Annotated in this window: 15 protein-coding genes; 4 read left to right on the plus strand and 11 right to left on the minus strand. The window is 60.5% G+C overall.

What is annotated here, in order from left to right; genetic code table 11:
* Position 1: 1 nt before the first annotated feature.
* The 9 genes from IT444_07615 to IT444_07655 all read right to left on the minus strand — a co-directional run bounded on the left by IT444_07615 (position 2) and on the right by IT444_07655 (position 12,475).
* The gene (locus IT444_07615) at positions 2-3,748 is read right to left on the minus strand and encodes a hypothetical protein (protein MCC7192634.1); all 3,747 of its coding nucleotides are present in this window, start codon (positions 3,746-3,748) and stop codon (positions 2-4) included.
* Between the two features lie 2 nt (positions 3,749-3,750).
* Positions 3,751-6,075, minus strand: coding sequence for a VWA domain-containing protein (locus IT444_07620; protein MCC7192635.1), 2,325 nt, complete (start codon positions 6,073-6,075; stop codon positions 3,751-3,753).
* An 82-nt stretch (positions 6,076-6,157) separates the two neighbouring features.
* Complete coding sequence (locus IT444_07625) at positions 6,158-7,072, minus strand: DUF58 domain-containing protein (GenBank protein ID MCC7192636.1); 915 nt, start codon at positions 7,070-7,072, stop codon at positions 6,158-6,160.
* On the minus strand, positions 7,069-7,383 hold the full coding sequence (locus tag IT444_07630) for a hypothetical protein (protein MCC7192637.1): 315 nt from the start codon (positions 7,381-7,383) through the stop codon (positions 7,069-7,071). The genes IT444_07625 and IT444_07630 overlap by 4 nt, the downstream gene beginning before the upstream one ends.
* A gap of 68 nt (positions 7,384-7,451) precedes the next feature.
* Entirely contained in the window at positions 7,452-8,489 is a 1,038-nt protein-coding gene (locus tag IT444_07635; GenBank protein ID MCC7192638.1) for a MoxR family ATPase, read from the minus strand.
* A 175-nt stretch (positions 8,490-8,664) separates the two neighbouring features.
* On the minus strand, positions 8,665-9,786 hold the full coding sequence (locus IT444_07640) for a cobalamin-independent methionine synthase II family protein (GenBank protein MCC7192639.1): 1,122 nt from the start codon (positions 9,784-9,786) through the stop codon (positions 8,665-8,667).
* Between the two features lie 219 nt (positions 9,787-10,005).
* Positions 10,006-10,734, minus strand: coding sequence for a type II secretion system protein (locus IT444_07645; protein MCC7192640.1), 729 nt, complete (start codon positions 10,732-10,734; stop codon positions 10,006-10,008).
* Positions 10,735-10,802: 68 nt separating this feature from the next.
* Complete coding sequence (locus tag IT444_07650) at positions 10,803-12,200, minus strand: dihydroorotase (protein MCC7192641.1); 1,398 nt, start codon at positions 12,198-12,200, stop codon at positions 10,803-10,805.
* 86 nt (positions 12,201-12,286) lie between these two features.
* Positions 12,287-12,475 (minus strand): hypothetical protein, encoded by a 189-nt coding sequence (locus IT444_07655; GenBank protein ID MCC7192642.1) that lies wholly within the window; start codon positions 12,473-12,475, stop codon positions 12,287-12,289.
* Positions 12,476-12,562: 87 nt separating this feature from the next.
* Between IT444_07655 and IT444_07660 the strand changes: the two genes are divergently transcribed.
* Together IT444_07660 and IT444_07665 are read left to right on the plus strand one after the other, a co-directional pair.
* A complete protein-coding gene (locus IT444_07660; protein MCC7192643.1) occupies positions 12,563-14,887 on the plus strand; it encodes a hypothetical protein in 2,325 nt (774 codons plus the stop codon).
* 77 nt (positions 14,888-14,964) lie between these two features.
* A complete protein-coding gene (locus IT444_07665) occupies positions 14,965-15,894 on the plus strand; it encodes an ABC transporter ATP-binding protein (protein ID MCC7192644.1) in 930 nt (309 codons plus the stop codon).
* 87 nt (positions 15,895-15,981) lie between these two features.
* Here IT444_07665 and IT444_07670 read toward each other — a convergent pair whose 3' ends face one another.
* Complete coding sequence (locus IT444_07670; GenBank protein MCC7192645.1) at positions 15,982-16,605, minus strand: Spy/CpxP family protein refolding chaperone; 624 nt, start codon at positions 16,603-16,605, stop codon at positions 15,982-15,984.
* 163 nt (positions 16,606-16,768) lie between these two features.
* On the opposite strand from IT444_07670, the gene IT444_07675 reads away from it, so the two are divergent.
* Both IT444_07675 and IT444_07680 read left to right on the plus strand, forming a co-directional pair.
* Complete coding sequence (locus IT444_07675; GenBank protein ID MCC7192646.1) at positions 16,769-17,851, plus strand: Mrp/NBP35 family ATP-binding protein; 1,083 nt, start codon at positions 16,769-16,771, stop codon at positions 17,849-17,851.
* 73 nt (positions 17,852-17,924) lie between these two features.
* Positions 17,925-18,428: a hypothetical protein gene (locus IT444_07680; GenBank protein ID MCC7192647.1), complete on the plus strand. Its 504-nt coding sequence runs from the start codon at positions 17,925-17,927 to the stop codon at positions 18,426-18,428.
* Between the two features lie 19 nt (positions 18,429-18,447).
* Here the strand turns inward: IT444_07680 and IT444_07685 are convergent, their stop codons facing one another.
* Positions 18,448-19,278, minus strand: coding sequence for a PEP-CTERM sorting domain-containing protein (locus tag IT444_07685; GenBank protein ID MCC7192648.1), 831 nt, complete (start codon positions 19,276-19,278; stop codon positions 18,448-18,450).
* Positions 19,279-19,378: the final 100 nt, after the last annotated feature.

The following is a 19,378-nucleotide window of genomic DNA, read 5'->3' on the forward strand; positions in this document are numbered from 1 at the left end:
GCTATTTAACGTCCTTGCTGAGCTGGCGGTAGTAGGCGTCGATCAACCGTTGATACGCCTCAGGCCCTTTTTCCTGCATGCCTTGAATGAGCGGATCACGAACACGCGGCGGCAGGCGGTAGAGCGCGGCACCCTGGCCGTTCAACTCGATGCCCGAAAGATCGACGCTCATGATGTCACCCTGATAAAGCCCGCCCTGTCCCGTCGCGCCGGCTGCGCCGGAAGGCGGCACGGTGTAAGCTTGATTCGAGGGATTGTTCTTGTCGCTCTGACCCTGGCCGCCCATTTTTTTAGCCATGGCTGATGCGCGAGCTCGACTTGCCGCCGACATGGCGTTGCGCATGGCTTGCGAGGCCATCATCTCCCGCATCTGTGCTGCCATCGCGGAGCGTTCTTCCGGCGAGGCGTCAGCCATCTTCGCGAGCATGTCACGCATCTGCTGCGTGAGGCTGCCGGCTTTTTCGCCCTGTTTGGCCAACGCGCGTTCCTGATCGCCAAGGTGCCGCTGCATTTCACGCTGGTGTTCCTGAAGCATCTGTCGCGGCGTCTGATTCTCAGAGTTGTCCGCTTCCACCGGCCGCTTATCACGATCAGCGAAACGCTCGTCCTCCTCGGTCGTCCGGCCGGTCGGCAGCGCATCGACTTCCTTGTCCCACCAGTTCTTTTTTTCCTCCTCCTGTCGCGCCTTTTCCGCCGCTGCTTCCGCGGCTGCGGCGGCAGGGTCGGTTTTCGCATCGGGAGCTTTGGTCTTGTCTGGTGTGTCAGCTTCGGTCGGCCCGACCTCGCTCTTTTCCCCCGGCGGAGTCCAGGGCGCGGGCAGATCGTCGTCCGGCTCCTCCTGACCTGCCAACTCGTCACGCAGCAGGTCGCGCGCTTCCTTCAATGCTGCAAGAGCCTTGGCGTCGAGAGCCTTCTGATCCTGACTGACTTTGTTGAGCTGATTGCTGTCGGCAGTCTCGGTGGACTCCTCAAGCGCGGCCACTTGTTGCCTCAGGTCTTCCAGTTCCTGCCTCTGGGATTGCAGATCGGTGCCCAGGTCGGTCATCATCCGCGCGGCGCGATTTCCCTGCATCTGGGCGAGGATGTCGGCGATCTGCTGCTGCACACCGGCGGCGTCCTCGCCGACCTTGGCACGAGCGGCCTGAAGCTCCGCCATCCGTTTCTGGAGTTGTTCCAGCTCGGCTTTCTGCTCGGCCGTCAGTTCCGCCAGATCACGCAGACGATCGAGTACCGCAGCGTCCATCGCCTTTTCGTCGCCGCCTTCCGCAGCCAGATCGCGGAGTTGTTTGGAAATCTCCGCCAATGCCGCTTGTTCCGCCGGAAGTGAAAACACGGATTTGGCTGCAGCCTCGGATGCCGCTGTCACCTGTTTGGCCAGATCGACTGCCTTAAACCGTTGCTCAATCAGCGCGGAGTCAAGCTCTGCCAGCTCCTTCTGCTGCTGCGGTGAAAACTTTTCAAATTGCTCTTTGAGATATTTCTGAATCTGCTCCGGTGTCATCTCCGAGCCGTCGGGATTGAGAGGCTTGACCAGCCGGCCTGCAGGTCGCGTCGTGGCGGGAAGCTGATCGAGGAGCGCCGCGGCTGACGCGGTGACCTTGTTCTGCGATTCGAGCAGCTTGGAAATATTCTCGAGCAGCGGCTTCATCGGATCATCGGCGCGCTGGAGATCAGGGGCCGCAGCCGATCCCTGAGCCGCCAACCCCAGCCGGAAAGCATCGCTGTAAGCGACCTGTTGTTTGCGATCCTTGACGACGAGGCGGTAATAGACCGACGCACCCGGAGTCAGAGCCATCAGCCTCGGATCGATCGACGAGAGAACGAGTTGATTCTGTGCCGGTGTGTCAAAGCGGGAAATCCATTTCGGATCGGCAAAGTTTTTGGTGTCTGTCCCGACCTGAAAGCCGACTTCGAGCACGCCGTAGTCGTCAAAGGCGCGGACCATCATCGGAATTGGTTCAACCTTGTCGATGGTGATGCTCGTGCCGGGTTTTTCGACGACGACAGCCGGCGGTTGATCCACGGTGCAGAGGATGGAGACCGGCTTCATCGCTGGATTTGCATCGTGACGCGCGTTGAAAAACTCGACGGCGTAGGAGCCATCCGTTTGTACGGGGATTTCTCCGCGCCATTCGCCGGACTTCGGATCATGCGCCATGGGGATCGTCGCGGTGGGTTCGAGAGTCTGCTTCTGAATCGTCTCGACTTTCCGTTGCAGGGCACCGACGCGATCGATCCACGCCCGGCCTTTGTCGATGCTGAACGTCACGCCGGAAAGCGGGAGCGGTACGGACAATGTGCCGCCCAGCAGTTTTGATCCTTCCGCTTCGAGGCGGACCCAGTTACCAAAAACGGGGATCGGCCCCATCTCGGTCGTGCGCGTGTTGGGCTTCGCGGGAGTTCCCGGCGGAGGCGGCGTGCCCCAGGCGAGTTCCAACGTCGTCGCGTTGTAAAGAAAGCTGACGGTGATCCGGTCGGGCTTATCCGCCGGATCGAGATACGCATAAACAAAAATCGAGCCGTCGGTCGGCAGGGAAAACTTGTTGAGCCGTGTTGTGAAGCCGTAGGGCTTTCGATTCCACGCGAACGTGTGCGCCCGCGCGCCGCTGTAAACTTTCTCAGCAGTCCACTTCCAACTGCCGACCTCGGTTGCGTCGCCGGGCAGTTCATCGTCGAACCAGACCAGTTCGTTTTCGCGTGTTTCCTGCGTGGTGGTGGTTGAAGCCTTGTAGAGACGGATTTGACCGCTGACCGGATCACCGCCGACTTTCGCTTTCAATTCGATGGCCGAGCCGAGAGGCGCGCTGATCTGGGCGGTCTCGGTTTCGACGGGGCGGCGTTCGGTGATCGCCATGTAATCGGGCAGCCGGACCGCAGCCGCGAGCGATTCGATCAGCGGTCGGCGGATCATGGTGATCTTGTGCGCGGAGGTCCATGTTCCGCCGCCTCGGATCACGTATTCATACGACGTGTCCACGGAGGAGATTTGGAACTTCCCGCCTCTGCCGTCGGAGGTCAGCACCATGGGCATGGTGTGCCACTGACCGCCTTGCTGCCGCAGGAGTAATTCGAGGCTGGTCACACTGCCGCGTGTAATTCTGGCCTCAATGGTGGTCGGTTCACCCTGGAGCACGCCCGTATCACCGGAGACGGACTCGATGCGCACCCAACTGCCCGGCGCGATCGGCGCGGTGGGCATGAGAATCCGTTTAACCGCGGCATCCATCCTCTCGCCGACGACCACCAGCAGCAGCACCAGCGTCAGGAGGGTCAGCACTGCTACCGCCGCGCTGCGCCGCACCGGAGTCGGGGTGGCGACCCATTCGGGTTTGTAGCCGGCGAGCCGTTCCTGCGTCTGTTGCACGAGTCGGTTGGCGAAAGTTTCGTCCACCGCAGCCGAGGCGTCTCGGCGGCTCAGGTCGATGACGGTGACGAGCCGGTTGTGCATACCGGGGATCATCCGCTCGATGCGAAAGGCGATGTCCTGGAGAGATTGCGGCCGCAGGGCGGGGCGGAGCATCAGGCCGATCAGTGCCGCCAGCACCACTGCCGCGAGGATGATGAAGGCCGCGACGCGCAGCGGGATCGGCAGCGGTATGAACATGTCGATGCACGACGCCAGCAGCAGCCAGGCGAGACCGGCACCGACCGTCAGTGCCAGGCCGGTCAGCAGCGTGTTGCGCCGCAGCAGGGTGCGGGTTCGGCTGACGAGCCGTTCGATCGTGGTCGCTTGCGGATTCAACTGCATAGTCAGTCGCCCTCCGTCGATGCGCCGGCCAGCAGGCGATTGATCCGCTGGGCCAATCGTTCCCGGAAACCCGCGGGGCGACCGGGCCCTCTGGTGACAGCCGGACCTGAGGGGCGGAGCGTCGCCAGCAGGAATTCCACCCCGATCACCGCGAACATGACCCAGATCAGCGTCCGCCAGATTTCGCGTTTCTGCGTCAGTTGCGACGCCAGCACCGGGTCGTTTGATGAGCCGCGCAGATACGTGATTTTCATGGGTTCGAGTGTTTGGCGCATCTGTGCTTCGCTTAACGCATCGAAGTCCGCACCGCTGATGTCGAGGTTTACAGCAAACCCCATGTCGATGCGATCCGGCACGCCGCTGCCGGATGCGGCGCGGGGAGTTACGCGGAAGTTGTAGAAACCCTTGCGACCGGTTTCGATCATGCCGCCTACGAGTTTCGTGCCGTCGCGGTGCAGGGCGATCGCGGTCGGCTTACCTGTCGGATCGGTGGCCTCGACCTGTGCATCGTTCCAGCGATCCGTGATACGGATCGTCGCCGGCTCGTTGGGTTTGACGGCAGCAGTCGCTTCGACATTCGGCGCGCGTCGCGCGTACGCCACACCACGCAGCAGGATCGGGACAAACTCCGGCTTCAACGGGAGATTCGACCAGTCAGGCGTGGCGGAAAAACCGGCGACCAGCAGGTGCCCCTCACCCAGCCGCGATTCCACCAGCATCGGCGTGCGGTCGGGCAGACGCATGAGTACGCTCGACCTGCCCGCGCCGGGATGTCCGCCCAGCGGCAGCTTGATCGGGAAGTGGCGGTAGATTCTCACCGTGCCGAAATACTCAGAGCCTTGCTCGTTGAAGGCGCTGAAAATCGGATGCGACAGGTCGATCCCCGTGACCGGCAGAAATCCAGCTTCGTCATCGACATTTCCCACGGGAGATTCAAGCGTGAAGCCGGGGAGATTCCATCCGGGCAGGCCGTTAGGAGTCGGAGTCGCAGGCGAGCCGAAGATGTAGGTGTTGTAGGGGGCGGGTACGACAGCAGGGCCGGGGAAAATGAACAGCCCGCCGCCAGTCTCGACGAACTTCCGCAACTTCGGCCCCCACGTCGCATCCAGCGGAACATTCGAGAGCATGATGACATCGACATTGGCGATCAAGGCATCGGTCAAAGAGGCGGGCGGTATGGCTGTCACTTCGAGCGAGGAGGCGATTTTTTTCGTGTCCACCGGCGTCTGATCGCCCCATTCGGCAGCCAGCGGTGCCGACAGCGCGGTACGGAGAAACAGGTCCGCTGATTCAGGTGCGCCGGGCGTCGCCGGAGGCGGGGCGACCACCAGCACGTTGAGCTTTGGCGCGACATTCAACGCGAAGAGATAAGCATCGTCATCGGGGAAGGCGTCGGCGGGGAGCTGGAACTTTCCGCGGAGCAGGCCCGGTTTCGACGGCGTCAGCGTCACCGCACGGGTGATCCGCTGCCCCGGCTGGAGCGACAAATTCATCTGTGTGACTTGCTGGTCGTCGAGCATGACCGAGAGCGTCGTATCTTTCGGACGGTCTTTGGAAGTGTTGACGACGGTGGCCGAGAGCATCACCGGCAGACCGACGATGGTGTTCAGCGCGCGGGGCGGATCGCCGACAGCCGCGAGATTCACCACTGGCTCGGTCGGGCCGACATTCATCACCACGAGTTGGTTATCCGTGCCGGCGAGCCGTGTGACAGGGTGCCCGCGCAGGCCGGACCATCCGCGCTTGTTGCCGTCGGTCAATACATAGATGATCCGGGTGCCTCGCGGCGTGGTGTTGAAAATGTCTTCGAGGGCTGCGGCGATGTTGCTGGGTGATGCACCGACTTTGATCTTGCCGATTTCCTGGTCGATCGCCGCCGGCTGGCTGGCGAAGCGGTTGAGCAGGACTTCCGGTTTCTCCCCGGCACGGATCAGCGCGACGTGGTCATCCTTGGCGAGCAGTTCCACGATTTTTCGGGCGACCGTCTGCGCCCGTTCGAGGCTCGTTGATCCGCCGGTGCGCAATCCCATCGGTGCGCCGGCGTCGATGACGATCGCCACATCCCGGCCGCTCTGCCCGCCGAGGAAGTTGAACTTCTGAAGCACCGGGCGAGCAAGCAGAAACACGATCAACGCGACAAATGCTGTCCTCAACAGCATCAGGAGAAACTCCAGCAGCTTGATCTTCCGCCGCTGCTGGATGTAGCTGTCCATCAGAAAGCGATAGGTCGGCAGCTCCAGCGTGCGCAGGCGGTACAGCGTGATCAGGTGCAGTGCGATCGGCACCAGTGCCAGCGGCAGAAACCAGAGAAAGAGCGGGTTCAGCATGGTCGCATCTGTTCTTCGGTGAGCGGCTTCCGACGCATCCGCAACGGAGTCGCGCAGGCCCAGCGGCGGGCGAAAGCCTCTCTCATCCTTTCATCCTTGCTCGTTGTCCCAGGTACTCCATCAGCATCCGTTCGTAAGGCATATCCGTGGTGCAGAAGCGGTATCCGATACCGCGCTCCAGACACGCACCTTTGATCTGGTTGAGGTAGTTGCTCATCCGTTCGAGATACTTTTGTCGGATGGATCGCGGGTTGGCGACGATGGAACCATTCCCCTCGGCATCTTTGAATCGGGTGAGCTTCTCGTATGGAAAAGAAAGCTCCGCCGGGTCCATTACGTGAAAGACGATCACTTCGTGGCGATCGTGTCGGAAATGCGCCAGACCGTCGGCGATGGCGGCGACGTCGTCGATCAGATCACTGATGAGGATGACCATGCCGCGCCGGCGGATGCGGCCGGCCATCTGGTGCAGCACCTGTCCCAATCCAGTGTCACCGCGAGGCACGTCGCTCTCCATCGCCTCGACCATGCGTTTGAAATGGCTTGGCGTGGTGCACGGCGGGAGGAACTGCCTTACCGCGCTGTCGAACAATGCCAGGCCGACCGCGTCGTTCTGTCCCAGCATCAGGTACGCCAGCGCAGTCGCCAGATACGCGGCATAGGTGGCCTTGGTCGGGCGGGGCTTGTCACCGCCCGGCTCGCCGGTGAAGTCCATCGACTTCGACGCATCCAGCAGGATGGTCGCACGGAGGTTGGTCTCCTCCTCGTAGAGCTTGATGTAGTACTTGTCGGTCTTGGCGAGGAGTTTCCAATCGACGGTACGGATTTCGTCGCCGACCGTGTACGGCCGATGATCTGCGTACTCGACGCTTGAGCCGTGATAGGGGGAGGGATGGCGGCCGGAGACGAAACCCTCGACGACCTGCCGCGCTACCAGCTCCATCCGCGAGACACGGGATAAAGCAGGCGGATCAAGAATGGAGCGGACCTTGCTCACGGTTTGGAACTCCCGCCTTGCTCATCAGGACGAGCCTCCGCGTGTGACTGCGGCGATTTGGCACGATCAAGCGACAGCCAGAATCCGATAAACCAGGTGACCATGCCCAGCGGCATGAGCAGCGCGTAAAACCATCGCTGGTTTTCCTCCTGGGTTCCCAGCAGTCGGATCACCGCCAGCGCACCGGCACAGGTCAACATCAAGCCGAGAAACTTGCAGCTCTGGGCCGCAATGGATCGCGTGGACTCGGATGTGTTTTGCGATGGATCATCCATGACGAAGCACTGTTTCATCAAAAGCGAGTCGGACAATGCAATCCGCTGTGCCGCGGCAAATCAGACAAACGGGCGCTGGCGCACTCCTGAGTTACGTTCTGATGTCACAGTTCCGGGGTGACTTCGATCAGCTTTTCAATCACGTCATCCGTGCTGATGTTTTCGCTTTCAGCGGTGAAGTTCGTCACCAGCCGATGTCGCAGTACGGGTTTGGCGATGAAGCGCACGTCGTCGATCGAGGCGTTGGTTCGGCCGTCGAGCAGGGCCTTGGCCTTGGCTCCCAGCAGCAATGCCTGGCAGGCGCGCGGGCCTGCGCCCCAAGTGAGGTAATGGCGGATGAAGTCCGGGTTTGCCTCGTCCTTGGGTCGAGTGGCGCGGACGAGCCGCACCGCGTAGGCGGCAACCGGTCGGGCGACGATCACTCGGCGCACCACCTGCTGCATCTGGATGATCTGTTCCTTGGTCACCACCGGCTGGAGCGTGCCGCCTCGCTGTCCCGTCGTCGCCATCGCGATGTCGATCTCCTCGTCGAGCTTCGGATAATCGACCTGGATTTTGAACATGAATCGGTCGAGCTGCGCTTCGGGCAGCGGGTAGGTGCCTTCGCTCTCGATCGGGTTTTGTGTGCCAAGGACAAAGAACGGTTTGTCGAGCGGGTAATGCACGCCCGCGGCTGTCACCTGATATTCCTGCATCGCCTGCAGTAGAGCGGCCTGCGTCTTGGGCGGTGTACGGTTGATCTCGTCAGCGAGAATCATGTTTGCGAATAACGGCCCCTTGACGAACCGCATCACACGCCGCCCGGTAGACTGGTCTTCTTCCAGAATTTCCGTGCCGGTGATGTCGCTGGGCATCAGGTCGGGGGTGAACTGGATGCGACCGAAATCGAGCGATAGCAGTTTCGAGAGCGTCGAGATCATCAGCGTCTTGGCCAGACCGGGCACGCCTTCGAGGATGCAGTGGCCTTCGCAGAGCAGCCCCAGCAGGAGCAGGTCCATCACCTCGCGCTGGCCGACGATGACCGTGCCCATCTGCTCGAGCATCTGCCGGTAAGCCCTGGCGACGGCTTCGGCTGCCTGGACATCCTGCGGCGATGCGGGTTCGGTATGAGATGCGGCGGCGGGAACGATGGTTTGCGTCATGGAATATTCCCCAATGCGGCGCGGTGAAGGCGCAACCTGAGCCTGGCGCGAGATCGACTCAGAAATATCTGCGGTCGAGACGCCTGATTTCGTACTCATGAGTGTAGTCTTCACCCGCACGGCATGGGCGAATGATGCGCGAACGGCTGGCCGAATGGGAAGGCTGGACGGAATCTCAGCGTTTCGCCTTGCTCTTGTGTTTGACCCGCAGCCGTTTAGCCGCTTCGCACATGCGACTGAGTTTCTCGTAAGCCTCATCAATCGTCGGCGGCTCGCCGAAGTCGGGGGCAAACCCGCAGTCAGGGTTCAAAGCGATCCGTGAGGGGTCGATGATTTTCGCTCCCGCAGCCCCGATTGCCTCGATCTCATCAACGGTTTGCAGTTTTTCGCCGCGCACATCCACCACGCCCATACCCACACCCAGCCGAGCAGGCAGGAGTTTGAGGTCGTCGGGTACGCCGGTTTCGTGGTAGGCGAACTCGATGTTCACCCGGTCGATCAGCGCGTCCTTGAGGCGGGGAAGGATCGGCTTGTAGTCGCCGTGTACGTCGCTCTGTCGCTTGTACACGCTGTGGCAGCAGTGGAGATGAATCTCCGCCTTCAGACCATCCACGATGCCGTTGATCGCGTTGATCGCTTCGGGAAATTGCTTGTCGATATCCCAGCCGCGCCGCAGACGGTCATCGTGCGTATCGCCGCTGCCCATCAAGCGGCGGTCGCAGAAATAAGTCAGGGCCGGATCATCAAGCTGAATGATGTCGATGCCCGCGTCCACCAGAGCAACCGCTTCCTTGCGAAGGATCTTCGTCAGATGTTCCATGAAGTGCTGGATCGTCGGGTAGGCCCGTGTCGAAAAATCCTGGTGCCAATAGCGGATGGCGATGAGGAACGGACTGGGCAGGGCGAACTTTCTGAAACGTGTCGTGTTGGCGACGAGGAACTGAGCATCCTTGGCCCAGACCGGCTTCGACGCGGTGATCTTGTGCGTCACCACGTCGTGCATTTTCTTTTCGCCTGCATGCTCAAAGGGCCTGATCTTTTCAAAGCCGCCGATCCGTTGGAGGAATTCCCCCACGTAATGCCGCCGCCGCCACTCGCCGTCGCTGACGACATCAAGCCCCGCCAGCTCCTGCAATCGAATAGCGAAGCGCACCACATCATCAAGGGCCGCCTTGTAATCCTTGGGTGACATGCGATCCTGCTGATCGAGCAGATCGCGGACCATTCGCGGCCGAGGCAACGAGCCGATGACATGGGTGTAGAACAGCGGAAGTTTTTTTGTTCGTGTGGTTTTCATGGCGGTGGTTCTCGGAATCCGGTGGATGAGAAGTCGCGGTCAGTCGAGCTCGGACCTTGGCTGCGCAAAGAGGCAATCATCTCCACGTCAGGGGGAACCCGCATACGTTAACAGGCGGCGGGGAAGTAGAAAACGCGGCCCGGCAAGTCTCGGTGCAGCGTGTGAACGATGCGATGCTCTGGTTCTGCAGATTGATGTGAGCCGGCAGACGGAGGAGATTTACGGGTAGTGCCATTCTTCCGGCTTGACCCAACGGACGGACAGGTCGTGAGCCAGCACATTTTTCCCGACCTCTGCATTGATATGGGTGATGTCTGGATCGGGAATGTGATTTCGCAGCACGCCGCCGTAGAAAGTGAAGGTGTCGTCATAAAGCAGCGAGCCTGCGGGAGGATTCCCACCGCTGAGGAAGGCTCCCCATGCATAAGAGCCGCGGACTTTGGGTGTGCGTTCGATGGGATAGAACGGATTCCCGCCGTAGTCGAGTACGGGCAGCCCGCCGTTGCCGTAGTCGTCTTCGAGTTCGAGGTGGAGCGTTTTCCAGTCCCAGATGTACCCCGCCCAGTTGAAGTAACGGCTGGGGCAATAGAAGACTTTGCTCTCGCTGTTGAGATAAGGAGCCAAACCACGAAAGAGCATGGTTGCGCCTCCGGTCGGACTCCAGGAGCCGGGGTTGCCGGCATTGCTGACGTAGAGCGGTGAAGTGACACCAAAATCCAGCGGCAGATTTCGTGGTTCTGTCGGGAGCCAACCCTTGCTGTCGTCGGAATACATCCGCATCGCCAGACCGATGGTTCGCAGATTCTGACCTCGGCAGTGAATCCGCCGTTCGGCTTCGCGGGCCTGACTCAGTGCAGGCAGCAGCAAGGCCATCAACAGCGCAATAATCGAGATGCAAACCAGCAGCTCAACTAACGTGAAACCCCGGCGATGTGACGTGTGCGTCATGGATCGACTCCAGTGAACGGCAACATCTTTATCGGTTATTCTAGCAAGAACCGTCTCGCGCAATGCGATCAGGCACGTTGTTTTTGTCGTCTGGAAAAAGCTGTTTTTCCGGCGGGTCGAGATTCGGGGGAATCCTTGCCGCCTTTGCCGGCTCCTTTGGATCGATCCGCATCGCGCAACATTTTGACCTGCCCGCCGACAATGGTCGCCAATGCCCGGCCTGTGACGCGCCAGCCGTGGAAGGGGCAGTTCCGACTTTTGCCGTCGAATTGAGCGACGTCGATTGTCCAGGTCTCCTTCGGGTCGATGATGGTTACGTCCGCATCGCTCGATCCGGGTGTCAGCGAGCCTTTTCCGGGCAGGGGGCAGAGTCGGGCGGGGTTGATCGTCATCATCGCGATCATGGCCGGCCAGTCGAGGGTTTCACTTTCGATCAGGGCGCGGATGTAAAGCGGCAGAGCAGACTCGAGACCGATGATCCCGAACGGAGCTGCGGCGAACTCCAGTTCCTTCTCCTCCTGCGTATGCGGCGCGTGATCGGTGGCGAGAATGGTGATCGTGCCGTCGCGGATGCCTTCGATGATCGCTTCGATGTCGCGTTTGGCGCGCAGCGGCGGGTTCATCTTAAAGCCCGTGTCGTAGCTGGCGCAGCTCTCCTCGGTCAGCAGCAGGTGATGAGGTGACGCCTCTGCGGTGACGTGCGCCTGGCCGAAAAGATCCGCCCGCGCCCGGCGAATGATCTCGACACTACCTCCGCTGGAAAGATGCTGCACGTGGTAGCGGCAGCCGAAATTCTGCGAGAGGTTGAGCAGGATGTCGCGCTGGATCATCGCTTCCTCAGCCACACGCGGCCATCCGGCCAGCCCCAGTCGAGTCGCCAGCGAGCCGGCATTCATTACACCGCCGCCGGAGAGTTCGGGGTCTTCGCAATGTTGCATGAGAACCTTGCCGGTCATCGCGATGTATTGGAGCGCCTTGTTCATCATCCCCGCCGAAGCGACACCCACGCCGTCATCGGTAAAGCCGACAGCTCCGCTGGCAGCCATGAGGCCGATCTCAGCGAGTTCTTTGCCCTCACGCGCTTTGGTGATCGCACCGACGGGAAACACATTGGCGAGATTGGCACGCTGCGACTGGCGGTAAACAAACTCCACCCGGCTGTCGTCGTCGAGGGCCGGCTTGGTGTTGGGCATGCAACAGACGCTGGTGAATCCGCCGTTGACCGCGGCGGCGGCACCAGTGGCGATCGTCTCCTTCTCCTCCTGTCCCGGCTCGCGGAAGTGAACATGGATGTCGATCAGGCCCGGCGTGACGAGGCAGCCATCGGCCTTGATGACCTTGCCCTGGGGCTTGGAAACCTTGCCGATCCGGGTGACTTTTCCGTTTTCGAGGACCAGATCTGAAATGGTGTCAATCTGGTTAGCGGGGTCGATCAGCCGTCCGCCGGTGATGGTCAGGGTGGACATACGGATAGCTTAACAGGAGAGGCGGGATCAGTGGAGGGCGGCCTGAGGGCAGCAGGTTCAGCACACGGGTCGGAATGCTGTTGCGTTTAAGCTTCCTGTTTGGAGCGGATCGCCTTGAGGTATTGCTGACGGAGCGTTTTTGATTCGCGGAGCGTGTCGTGAATGGAAATCTGGCGGTGGTGATACATGGCGATCACGTAGAGCACGCTCGTGAACAGCAGATAGACCAATACCGCCAGCACGATCCACACGCTTTGGAAAACAGCCCAGGTCATGGCTTGAAATTTATCGGCCCAAGGCTGCGTATGACTTCATACGGCATGGACGATTCCGACATACCTTTGAGTCGTTAGACTTTGGATATGGAGCACCGATTTGTGCTTTCATCCCGGCTGGCGTTTCTGGTTTCGCTTGTTTGTCTGTTGATTTCCTCCGTGGCGTCGGCGCAGCCGGACATTCGGCTGTCGGTCGATGCGGAGAACATCGGGCTTGGCGGGTCAGTGCGTCCCGGCTCATGGACGCCGATGCTCATCACCCTGGAAAACCGGGAAAGCGTGTCGGTTCAGGTACGGTGTCAGTGGACGCTGACAGATCCCGACGGCGATGAGGTGAGTGCCCATCGGAGCGTTGCCCTGACGCCGGGTAAGTCGCAGGGCGTCTGGCTATACGCGGTGCCGCCGCTGACGCTCGATGAACGGACGGTCTGGCGTGTCTCGGTGGTTGATGAATCATCCGGCCAGCAGGTCGCCATGACGAGCATCAGCCTGCCCGCCAGCGCGATTATCTCGCCCTACAACCGCATCATCGGCGTCACCAGCGCGCAATCGCTGGCACTCCAGCCGTATGCCGAAATCAACACCCAGCACGAGGCGGCATACTTTGTGCGCGACATCGACCCGGCGCGATTACCCGACCGCTGGCATGGGCTGTCGATGATGCAGGCCCTCATCTGGACGCCTGACGCGCCCAACGGCAGTGATCCAAGCTCGACCAACATCTCCAGCGAGACGCGAAACGCCATCCTCGAATGGGTGCGACGGGGAGGGCACCTCGTCATCGTCCTGCCGGCCGTGGGGGATCGGTGGTCGGAGTCACCCTTCCGATCATTACTGGGTGATACGAAGATGGAGACGGTTGCGGAAGTGGCCCCGCCGATTTTTCTCGGCACACCCGTAAGCGGTTTTTCCAATATCGAAGTCAAGACATTCCAGCCAGGTACCGACGCAACACCGCTGCTGCGCGATAAACCCGCCAGTGATCCCGGCAGCAGAGTGCTGGCGGTGGCGCAGCCGTTCGGCATGGGGCGCGTGACGCTCATTGGTGTGGACCTGACCGACAAGCGGCTGTCAAAAATGGGGCTGCCCAATCCTTACACCGTTGGTCATAACACGGTCGGCGAGTTGCTCTGGCCGACGGTCTTTGGCTGGCGCGGGCCGGTGTTTTCCACCAACACGATCGACTCGATGCGTGCCAACAACACCCTTCTGGATGCCCAGCAGCGCCGCACCACGGTGATCGACGAACCGCTGATCGCCAATCTTGTGAGCATGAGCGCATCAACCGCGACGCCGATGCTCCTGGCGATCGTGCTGTTTGCCTTGTACTGGTTCATCGCCGGCCCGGTCAGTTTCGGCGTGCTGCGGCAGCGCGATCAACTCCGTCACAGTTGGACGGTTTTCTGCCTGGTTGTGCTCGGCTGCACCGTGATTGCCTGGGGCGGTGCGGCCTTGCTGCGGCAGACGCACGCTCGAATCGAACATTTCTCCGTCGTGGACTTCGACACGCGCGGAATTGCTCATGCACATAGCTGGTTCTCAGCATTTTCGCCGCATCACGGGGGCGTTGAGATGTCGCTCGGCGTCACCAATGACGACTCCAATCACAACTACCTCGCGACTCCCGGCATTTCCATGTCTCGTTCGGAAAGCGGATTTCTTGATCCGCAGCGGTACGGTTATGACGGCGGTTCACCCACGAGCATCGCATATCCATTTCGCGCCACAGCAAGACAGATCGAAGCTGACTACCTCGGACGCCTCGACCATGACACGGGGATGCCGCAGGAATGGGTTGCTCCGCAGGGAACGGTGCGGATGGAGAAAGGTTGGCCGGTCGGATCGCTCAAACATGAGCTGCCCGGCACACTCAAGGATGTGATTGTCGTGTACGTCCCCGCCAACGGACGCGAACCGTGGGTCTGGCCGTGGCTGCGCGAGTGGCCGGCTGGGGCGAGCGTCGAACTCAAGCGGCCGCAGAATGCCGTCTATCTGGTCGTCCCGCCTTCGACGAACAAACCGCTCTGGGGCGGATATCTCGGTGACTTGGTAGAGCAAGGCAAACCCGGCAACAACCTGCCCTCGCGGCAGCAGAGCAGCCTCCGTCTCTCCTCGGATGAAAACGTCAAGCTCGCAGAGATGTTGACGTTTTATTCGCTGCTCCCTTCGCCGCGTGCGGAGAAAAAGAGCGACGAATATCTGCTGCCTGAGAATGCCCCCATGCAGTATCTGCGCTCAATCGGTCGGCCGGCGGATATGTCGGCAATGCTGGCGTTCCGCCGCCTGTTCATCATCGGGCATCTGGAACAAAGCCCGCAACCCATGCCGTTGAAACTTGACCAAAGCAGCGTTCCCTCACGCGGTTGGACCGTGGTCCGCTGGAGCACACCCATCCTCGATGAGGAGAAATAGTGCAGCATGAAACCATCCGCTGCACCATCACTCGACAAACACAGGGACGCTTCGCGTAAACTCTGACGCTCATGGCGATGATCGAAACCATCAACCTGACCAAACGCTATGGCGACCTGATGGCGCTGGCGAACCTCAAGCTGGAGATTGAGGAGGGGGACTGCTTCGGGTTCATCGGTCCCAACGGCGCGGGCAAAACGACGACGATCAAAATCCTCGCCACGCTGCTCAAACCCACGTGGGGAGAAGCACGGATCAATGGGCTTTCTGTCGGGCCGGTCAACGCCCGCGAGGTTCGCGCGATCATCGGCTACGTACCCGATTACTTCGGCTCGTATGAAGACATGGTGGTCAAAGAGTATCTGGAGTTTTTCGCAGCGGCTTATCACATCCACGGCGCCAAACGCCGACAGGTCATTGATGACGTGCTGAATCTGACGGACCTGGGATACAAGGCCGACGCCGAGGTCAACACGCTCTCGCGCGGCATGCAGCAGCGGCTATCGCTGGCGCGTGTGCTCCTGCACGATCCCAAGGTGCTGCTGCTCGACGAGCCGGCGTCAGGTCTTGATCCCCGGGCACGCATCGAAATACGCGAACTGCTTAAAGAGCTGCACCGGATGGGGAAGACCATTCTCATCAGCTCGCACATCCTTTTGGAGCTGGCGGACTTCTGCACGAAAATCGGCATCATCGAACGCGGCCAGATGATTTTCACCGGCACGGTGACGGAAATTCTCGAACGGGCAAAGGTCGGCCTGGTCCTCAATATCAATGTCGCGCAAAATCAGGTCGGGGCTTCGGACCTGATCCGTAAATTGCCGGGGGTGGTCAGCAGCGAGGTGCAGTCCGGCCAGATCCGCGTCAACTGCGAGCCAGCCCGCGCTGATCCCGCCTTGATCGCCGAAAAACTCGTCACGGCTGGATTCCGCCTCACTCGCCTGGAGGAGGAACGGGTGAATCTCGAAACCGCCTTTATGCGGCTGACCAAGGGATTGGTGCAGTAGCCCGCGGCGCATAAAAAATCCCACGACCGCACACTTCCGCGCCCGTGGGATTCTCCGGTTTGGTTTAGCAGTCGGGGGATTGCTCGATCAGATGTCGAGTTCCTTCTTTTCCTGTTCAGCGGGTCGAGTCGTCGGTGGGCGTTTCTCGTGACGCATACGTTCACCGCGCGGACCACCGGGGCCCATGCCGTCCATCCCGCGATGTTTCTTTATCTGTTCCTTGATCTTCTCGTCGAACTTGGCTTTCTGTTCGTCATTGAGGACGCTGCGAATCTTGTCCGCGTGAGCCTTAAGGCCTACGCCGTTCTCATCCGCGAGCTTTTTCATCTTTTCGCCGATTTCCTTGGCCTGCTCCCGGTCCTTGGACTCCATGGCTTCCTTGAACTGATCACGCAGGGCTTTCATTTCGTCGCCGTGTTCGCTGTGAAAGGCCTTCATCTTTGTGAGGAAATCGCTCTGGATTTCTCGGATCTGCGTCTTCTGTTCGTCGGATAGATTCAGTTCGGAAAGCAGTCGCATCATCTCGTGGCCGCGTCCGCCGGGTTTACGACCAAAGCCGCTCTCACCGGGTTGTGTAGCCGGGGGATGCGCCCGCGGGCCGCCAAGCTCCTTGTTGTCTTTCTTTTCCTGTTCCCCAAACACCGCTCCGCCCGCCAGACACACCGCCACAATGGCCGGCACCATCAGTCGAGTCTTCCAACCTTGAAGCATGAGAGTTCTCCTTGGGTAAGTAGCCTTGTTCGAGGCTTTGTGGCTGAACGGGTCAGCCGCATGTCTATTGCATCGACATTTCGATGAAATTCGCAAGCTCAGGGCGACGCGCCTATGATTTTGACCCCGACGATCGTGTGGGAATTATGAAGTTGAGAGTGCCATGCCTATCACCAAAGACCAGATCATTGACCAGCTCCGCAAGGTAAACGACCCCGAACTGCACCGTGACCTCGTCACGCTGAACATGGTTAAAAAAGTCGCGTACTGCGACGGTCACGTCGATCTGAATATCGAGCTGACCACGCCGGCCTGCCCGCTCAAGGACCAGATCCGCTCCGATGTTGAAAAAGCCATCCGTGCGCTGGGTCCGGAGATCAAAGCGATCAACATTGAGTTTTCCGCGCAGGTGCAGCAGTCTCCGCAGGCACGGGCGGCCGCCAACAATCCGTTACCGGAGGTCAAGCACATCATCTCCGTCGGTGCAGGCAAGGGCGGTGTGGGCAAGAGTACGATCGCTGTGAATCTTGCGGTCGGACTGGCGCGCAGCGGAGCTGCGGTGGGCCTCATGGACGGCGACATTTACGGCCCGTCGCTGCCGACACTGCTGGGTCTCGGCCAAACTGCACCGCGAGCCAACGGCAACATCATCCTTCCCTTTGAGGTTCACGGTATCCGCGCGATGACGGTCGGCTGCCTTGTCGAGCCGGAAAAGCCGCTGATCTGGCGCGGCCCGATGGCGCATGGTGCGTTCCGCCAGCTTGCGACGCAGACACAGTGGGGGCCGCTGGATTATCTGGTGATCGACCTGCCTCCGGGCACGGGCGACGTGCCGCTCACCATGTCGCAGCTCCTTCCGCTGACCGGAGCGGTCGTCGTCTGCACACCGCAGAAAGTGGCTCAGGACGACGCCCGCCGGGCGATCGGCATGTTCCGACAACTGTCCATCGAGGTGCTGGGTGTCGTTGAAAACATGAGCTATTTCATCGGTGATGACGGCAAGGAGTACGACATCTTCGGTCGCGGCGGCGCGGAAAAGATGGCCAGCGAAATGGGTGTTCCGTTCCTGGGAACCGTGCCGATCAACATGGCCCTGCGCGCGAACTCCGATGCGGGGCGACCTACCGCGAACTTCACCGAAGACCCGCAACTTTGCCACGAACTGGAAAATGTCGTGCGACGGCTCGCCGGCAGAATCAGTATGGCCGCGAGGTTGAATCAGGCCCCGGTGCTGAGCGTCTCCTGACTGAGGCCGCGTGATTCAACGGACGGATCATCCACGCACGCCACGCTGACGGATACGTTCCTACACTATCCGTATGGAACGCGGAAAAATGCTGACGGTTGCCGGCGGGCCGGTCGTCATCTGTGAAAAGACACTGCGTGCGTTGCTGGCGATCCGGCGTGAAAAACTCCTGCCGGAAATTTACGGACGAGTCGCCATCGCCCGGTCGGTTTTCCAGGCAATGGGTGATGTTCTGCCCATCGCGCCGCCGTGGATTGATGTCCTGGACGATCAGCCGCAGCAGAGTCTGCCGGCTCGCATCAGCGGCGGCACACCATCCGAAACCGCAACCTTAAAGCTCGCGCTGGCGCTGCCTGCTTCGCTGGTGCTGTTTGACGGCCCGATGAAGGACAGCGTGAAACTCAGCTACATCAAGGCTGAGGGCACCGTGCCGATCCTCGTGATGGCCTACCGCATGGGTAAGCTCTCCGCGGTGCAGCCGATGGTCAAAGCCCTGCAATCACTGGGTCATGCGGACGTGCTGCCGTCAGCCGAGATGCTCGACGCGCTCTGGGGCGCATTGAGCAAGCTCGAATAGTGGGCAACGCACTCAGCGCTCAGGCGAGACCGGCTGGGGTTCGCCGCACGCGCCGCAGGACTGCCGCACCGATGCCGCCAAGCGTGAGAAAGCCCAGTGCCGCCGTCGTCGGTTCAGGAACAGCATTATCCTGCGAAGGACGGAATGGAACTTCCTGCCTTGCGGAAGCGATGATCTCGACCGCCAGGTCGTTGTAGTCCTTATCCCCGAGGTTCAGGTCTTCCCAGAAGAGCATCCACGTCGTTTTGTTTTCATAGTTGCTGCCGGTGATTCCGGTCATCATGTAGGTGATGAGGTGGTCGGTGTTACAGGCGTTGTCGCTGTTAAGCGATGACCACGTGCCGCCGTCACCGGATCGCGCCCAGCGCCACTGTGCCGGGTAGCCGAGGGCTTCACCCATGTCGATCGTAGTTGACCCGGTGACGGAGTACCCGTAGCCACTGACGTCAAAGAGATTGTGATAGGTTCCGCCTGAGAAACCGTCGAAGTAGCCGAACGACTGCTGGTATCCGGCAAAGCGAGCCTGCGCCGACCCGACTGCGATACCATCCGACCAGAGCTGGTCGTCGCGGATTCCGGTCGGCAAGTTGATGAGGTTGGTGGAATTGGCTCCGGCGAGTTTGTCGTCAATACGCAGGGCGACGATTCCCGCACCGTTGGCATAGTTGTGCGTTCCTGATTGCAGCGAAAACGTACCGCCGTAAGTTTCACCCAGAATCTGCGCGACACTCTTTTCACCCGGAGGCGGTGAAAGCAGCGTCGAATAACTCGCGTGGACCGGCGTCAACGCGAAAAGGAAAGTTGCGGCGGCAGCGGTAGCGCAGAGTTTGTTACGGCGTGAAGATTTCATGGGAGTTCCCTGAATCAGTGACAGAAGCCCCGCCCGAACAGGCGTGAAAGGCTTCTGCGTCCAACAAGAGAACCATTTGGCACATCGCCGGGGAAGGGTA

It is taken from the genome of Phycisphaeraceae bacterium (genome assembly GCA_020851465.1).
Classification (GTDB): Bacteria; Planctomycetota; Phycisphaerae; order Phycisphaerales; family Phycisphaeraceae; genus JADZCR01.

Coding starts and splice junctions, on each gene's coding strand:
- IT444_07635 (MCC7192638.1), bottom strand. CDS start 8,489: ATGACGCAAACCATCGTTCCCGCCGCCGCATCTCATACCGAACCCGCA.
- IT444_07615 (MCC7192634.1), bottom strand. CDS start 3,748: ATGCAGTTGAATCCGCAAGCGACCACGATCGAACGGCTCGTCAGCCGA.
- IT444_07680 (MCC7192647.1), top strand. CDS start 17,925: ATGGAACGCGGAAAAATGCTGACGGTTGCCGGCGGGCCGGTCGTCATC.
- IT444_07660 (MCC7192643.1), top strand. CDS start 12,563: ATGGAGCACCGATTTGTGCTTTCATCCCGGCTGGCGTTTCTGGTTTCG.
- IT444_07650 (MCC7192641.1), bottom strand. CDS start 12,200: ATGTCCACCCTGACCATCACCGGCGGACGGCTGATCGACCCCGCTAAC.
- IT444_07645 (MCC7192640.1), bottom strand. CDS start 10,734: ATGACGCACACGTCACATCGCCGGGGTTTCACGTTAGTTGAGCTGCTG.
- IT444_07655 (MCC7192642.1), bottom strand. CDS start 12,475: ATGACCTGGGCTGTTTTCCAAAGCGTGTGGATCGTGCTGGCGGTATTG.
- IT444_07640 (MCC7192639.1), bottom strand. CDS start 9,786: ATGAAAACCACACGAACAAAAAAACTTCCGCTGTTCTACACCCATGTC.
- IT444_07665 (MCC7192644.1), top strand. CDS start 14,965: ATGATCGAAACCATCAACCTGACCAAACGCTATGGCGACCTGATGGCG.
- IT444_07670 (MCC7192645.1), bottom strand. CDS start 16,605: ATGCTTCAAGGTTGGAAGACTCGACTGATGGTGCCGGCCATTGTGGCG.
- IT444_07620 (MCC7192635.1), bottom strand. CDS start 6,075: ATGCTGAACCCGCTCTTTCTCTGGTTTCTGCCGCTGGCACTGGTGCCG.
- IT444_07685 (MCC7192648.1), bottom strand. CDS start 19,278: ATGAAATCTTCACGCCGTAACAAACTCTGCGCTACCGCTGCCGCCGCA.
- IT444_07675 (MCC7192646.1), top strand. CDS start 16,769: ATGCCTATCACCAAAGACCAGATCATTGACCAGCTCCGCAAGGTAAAC.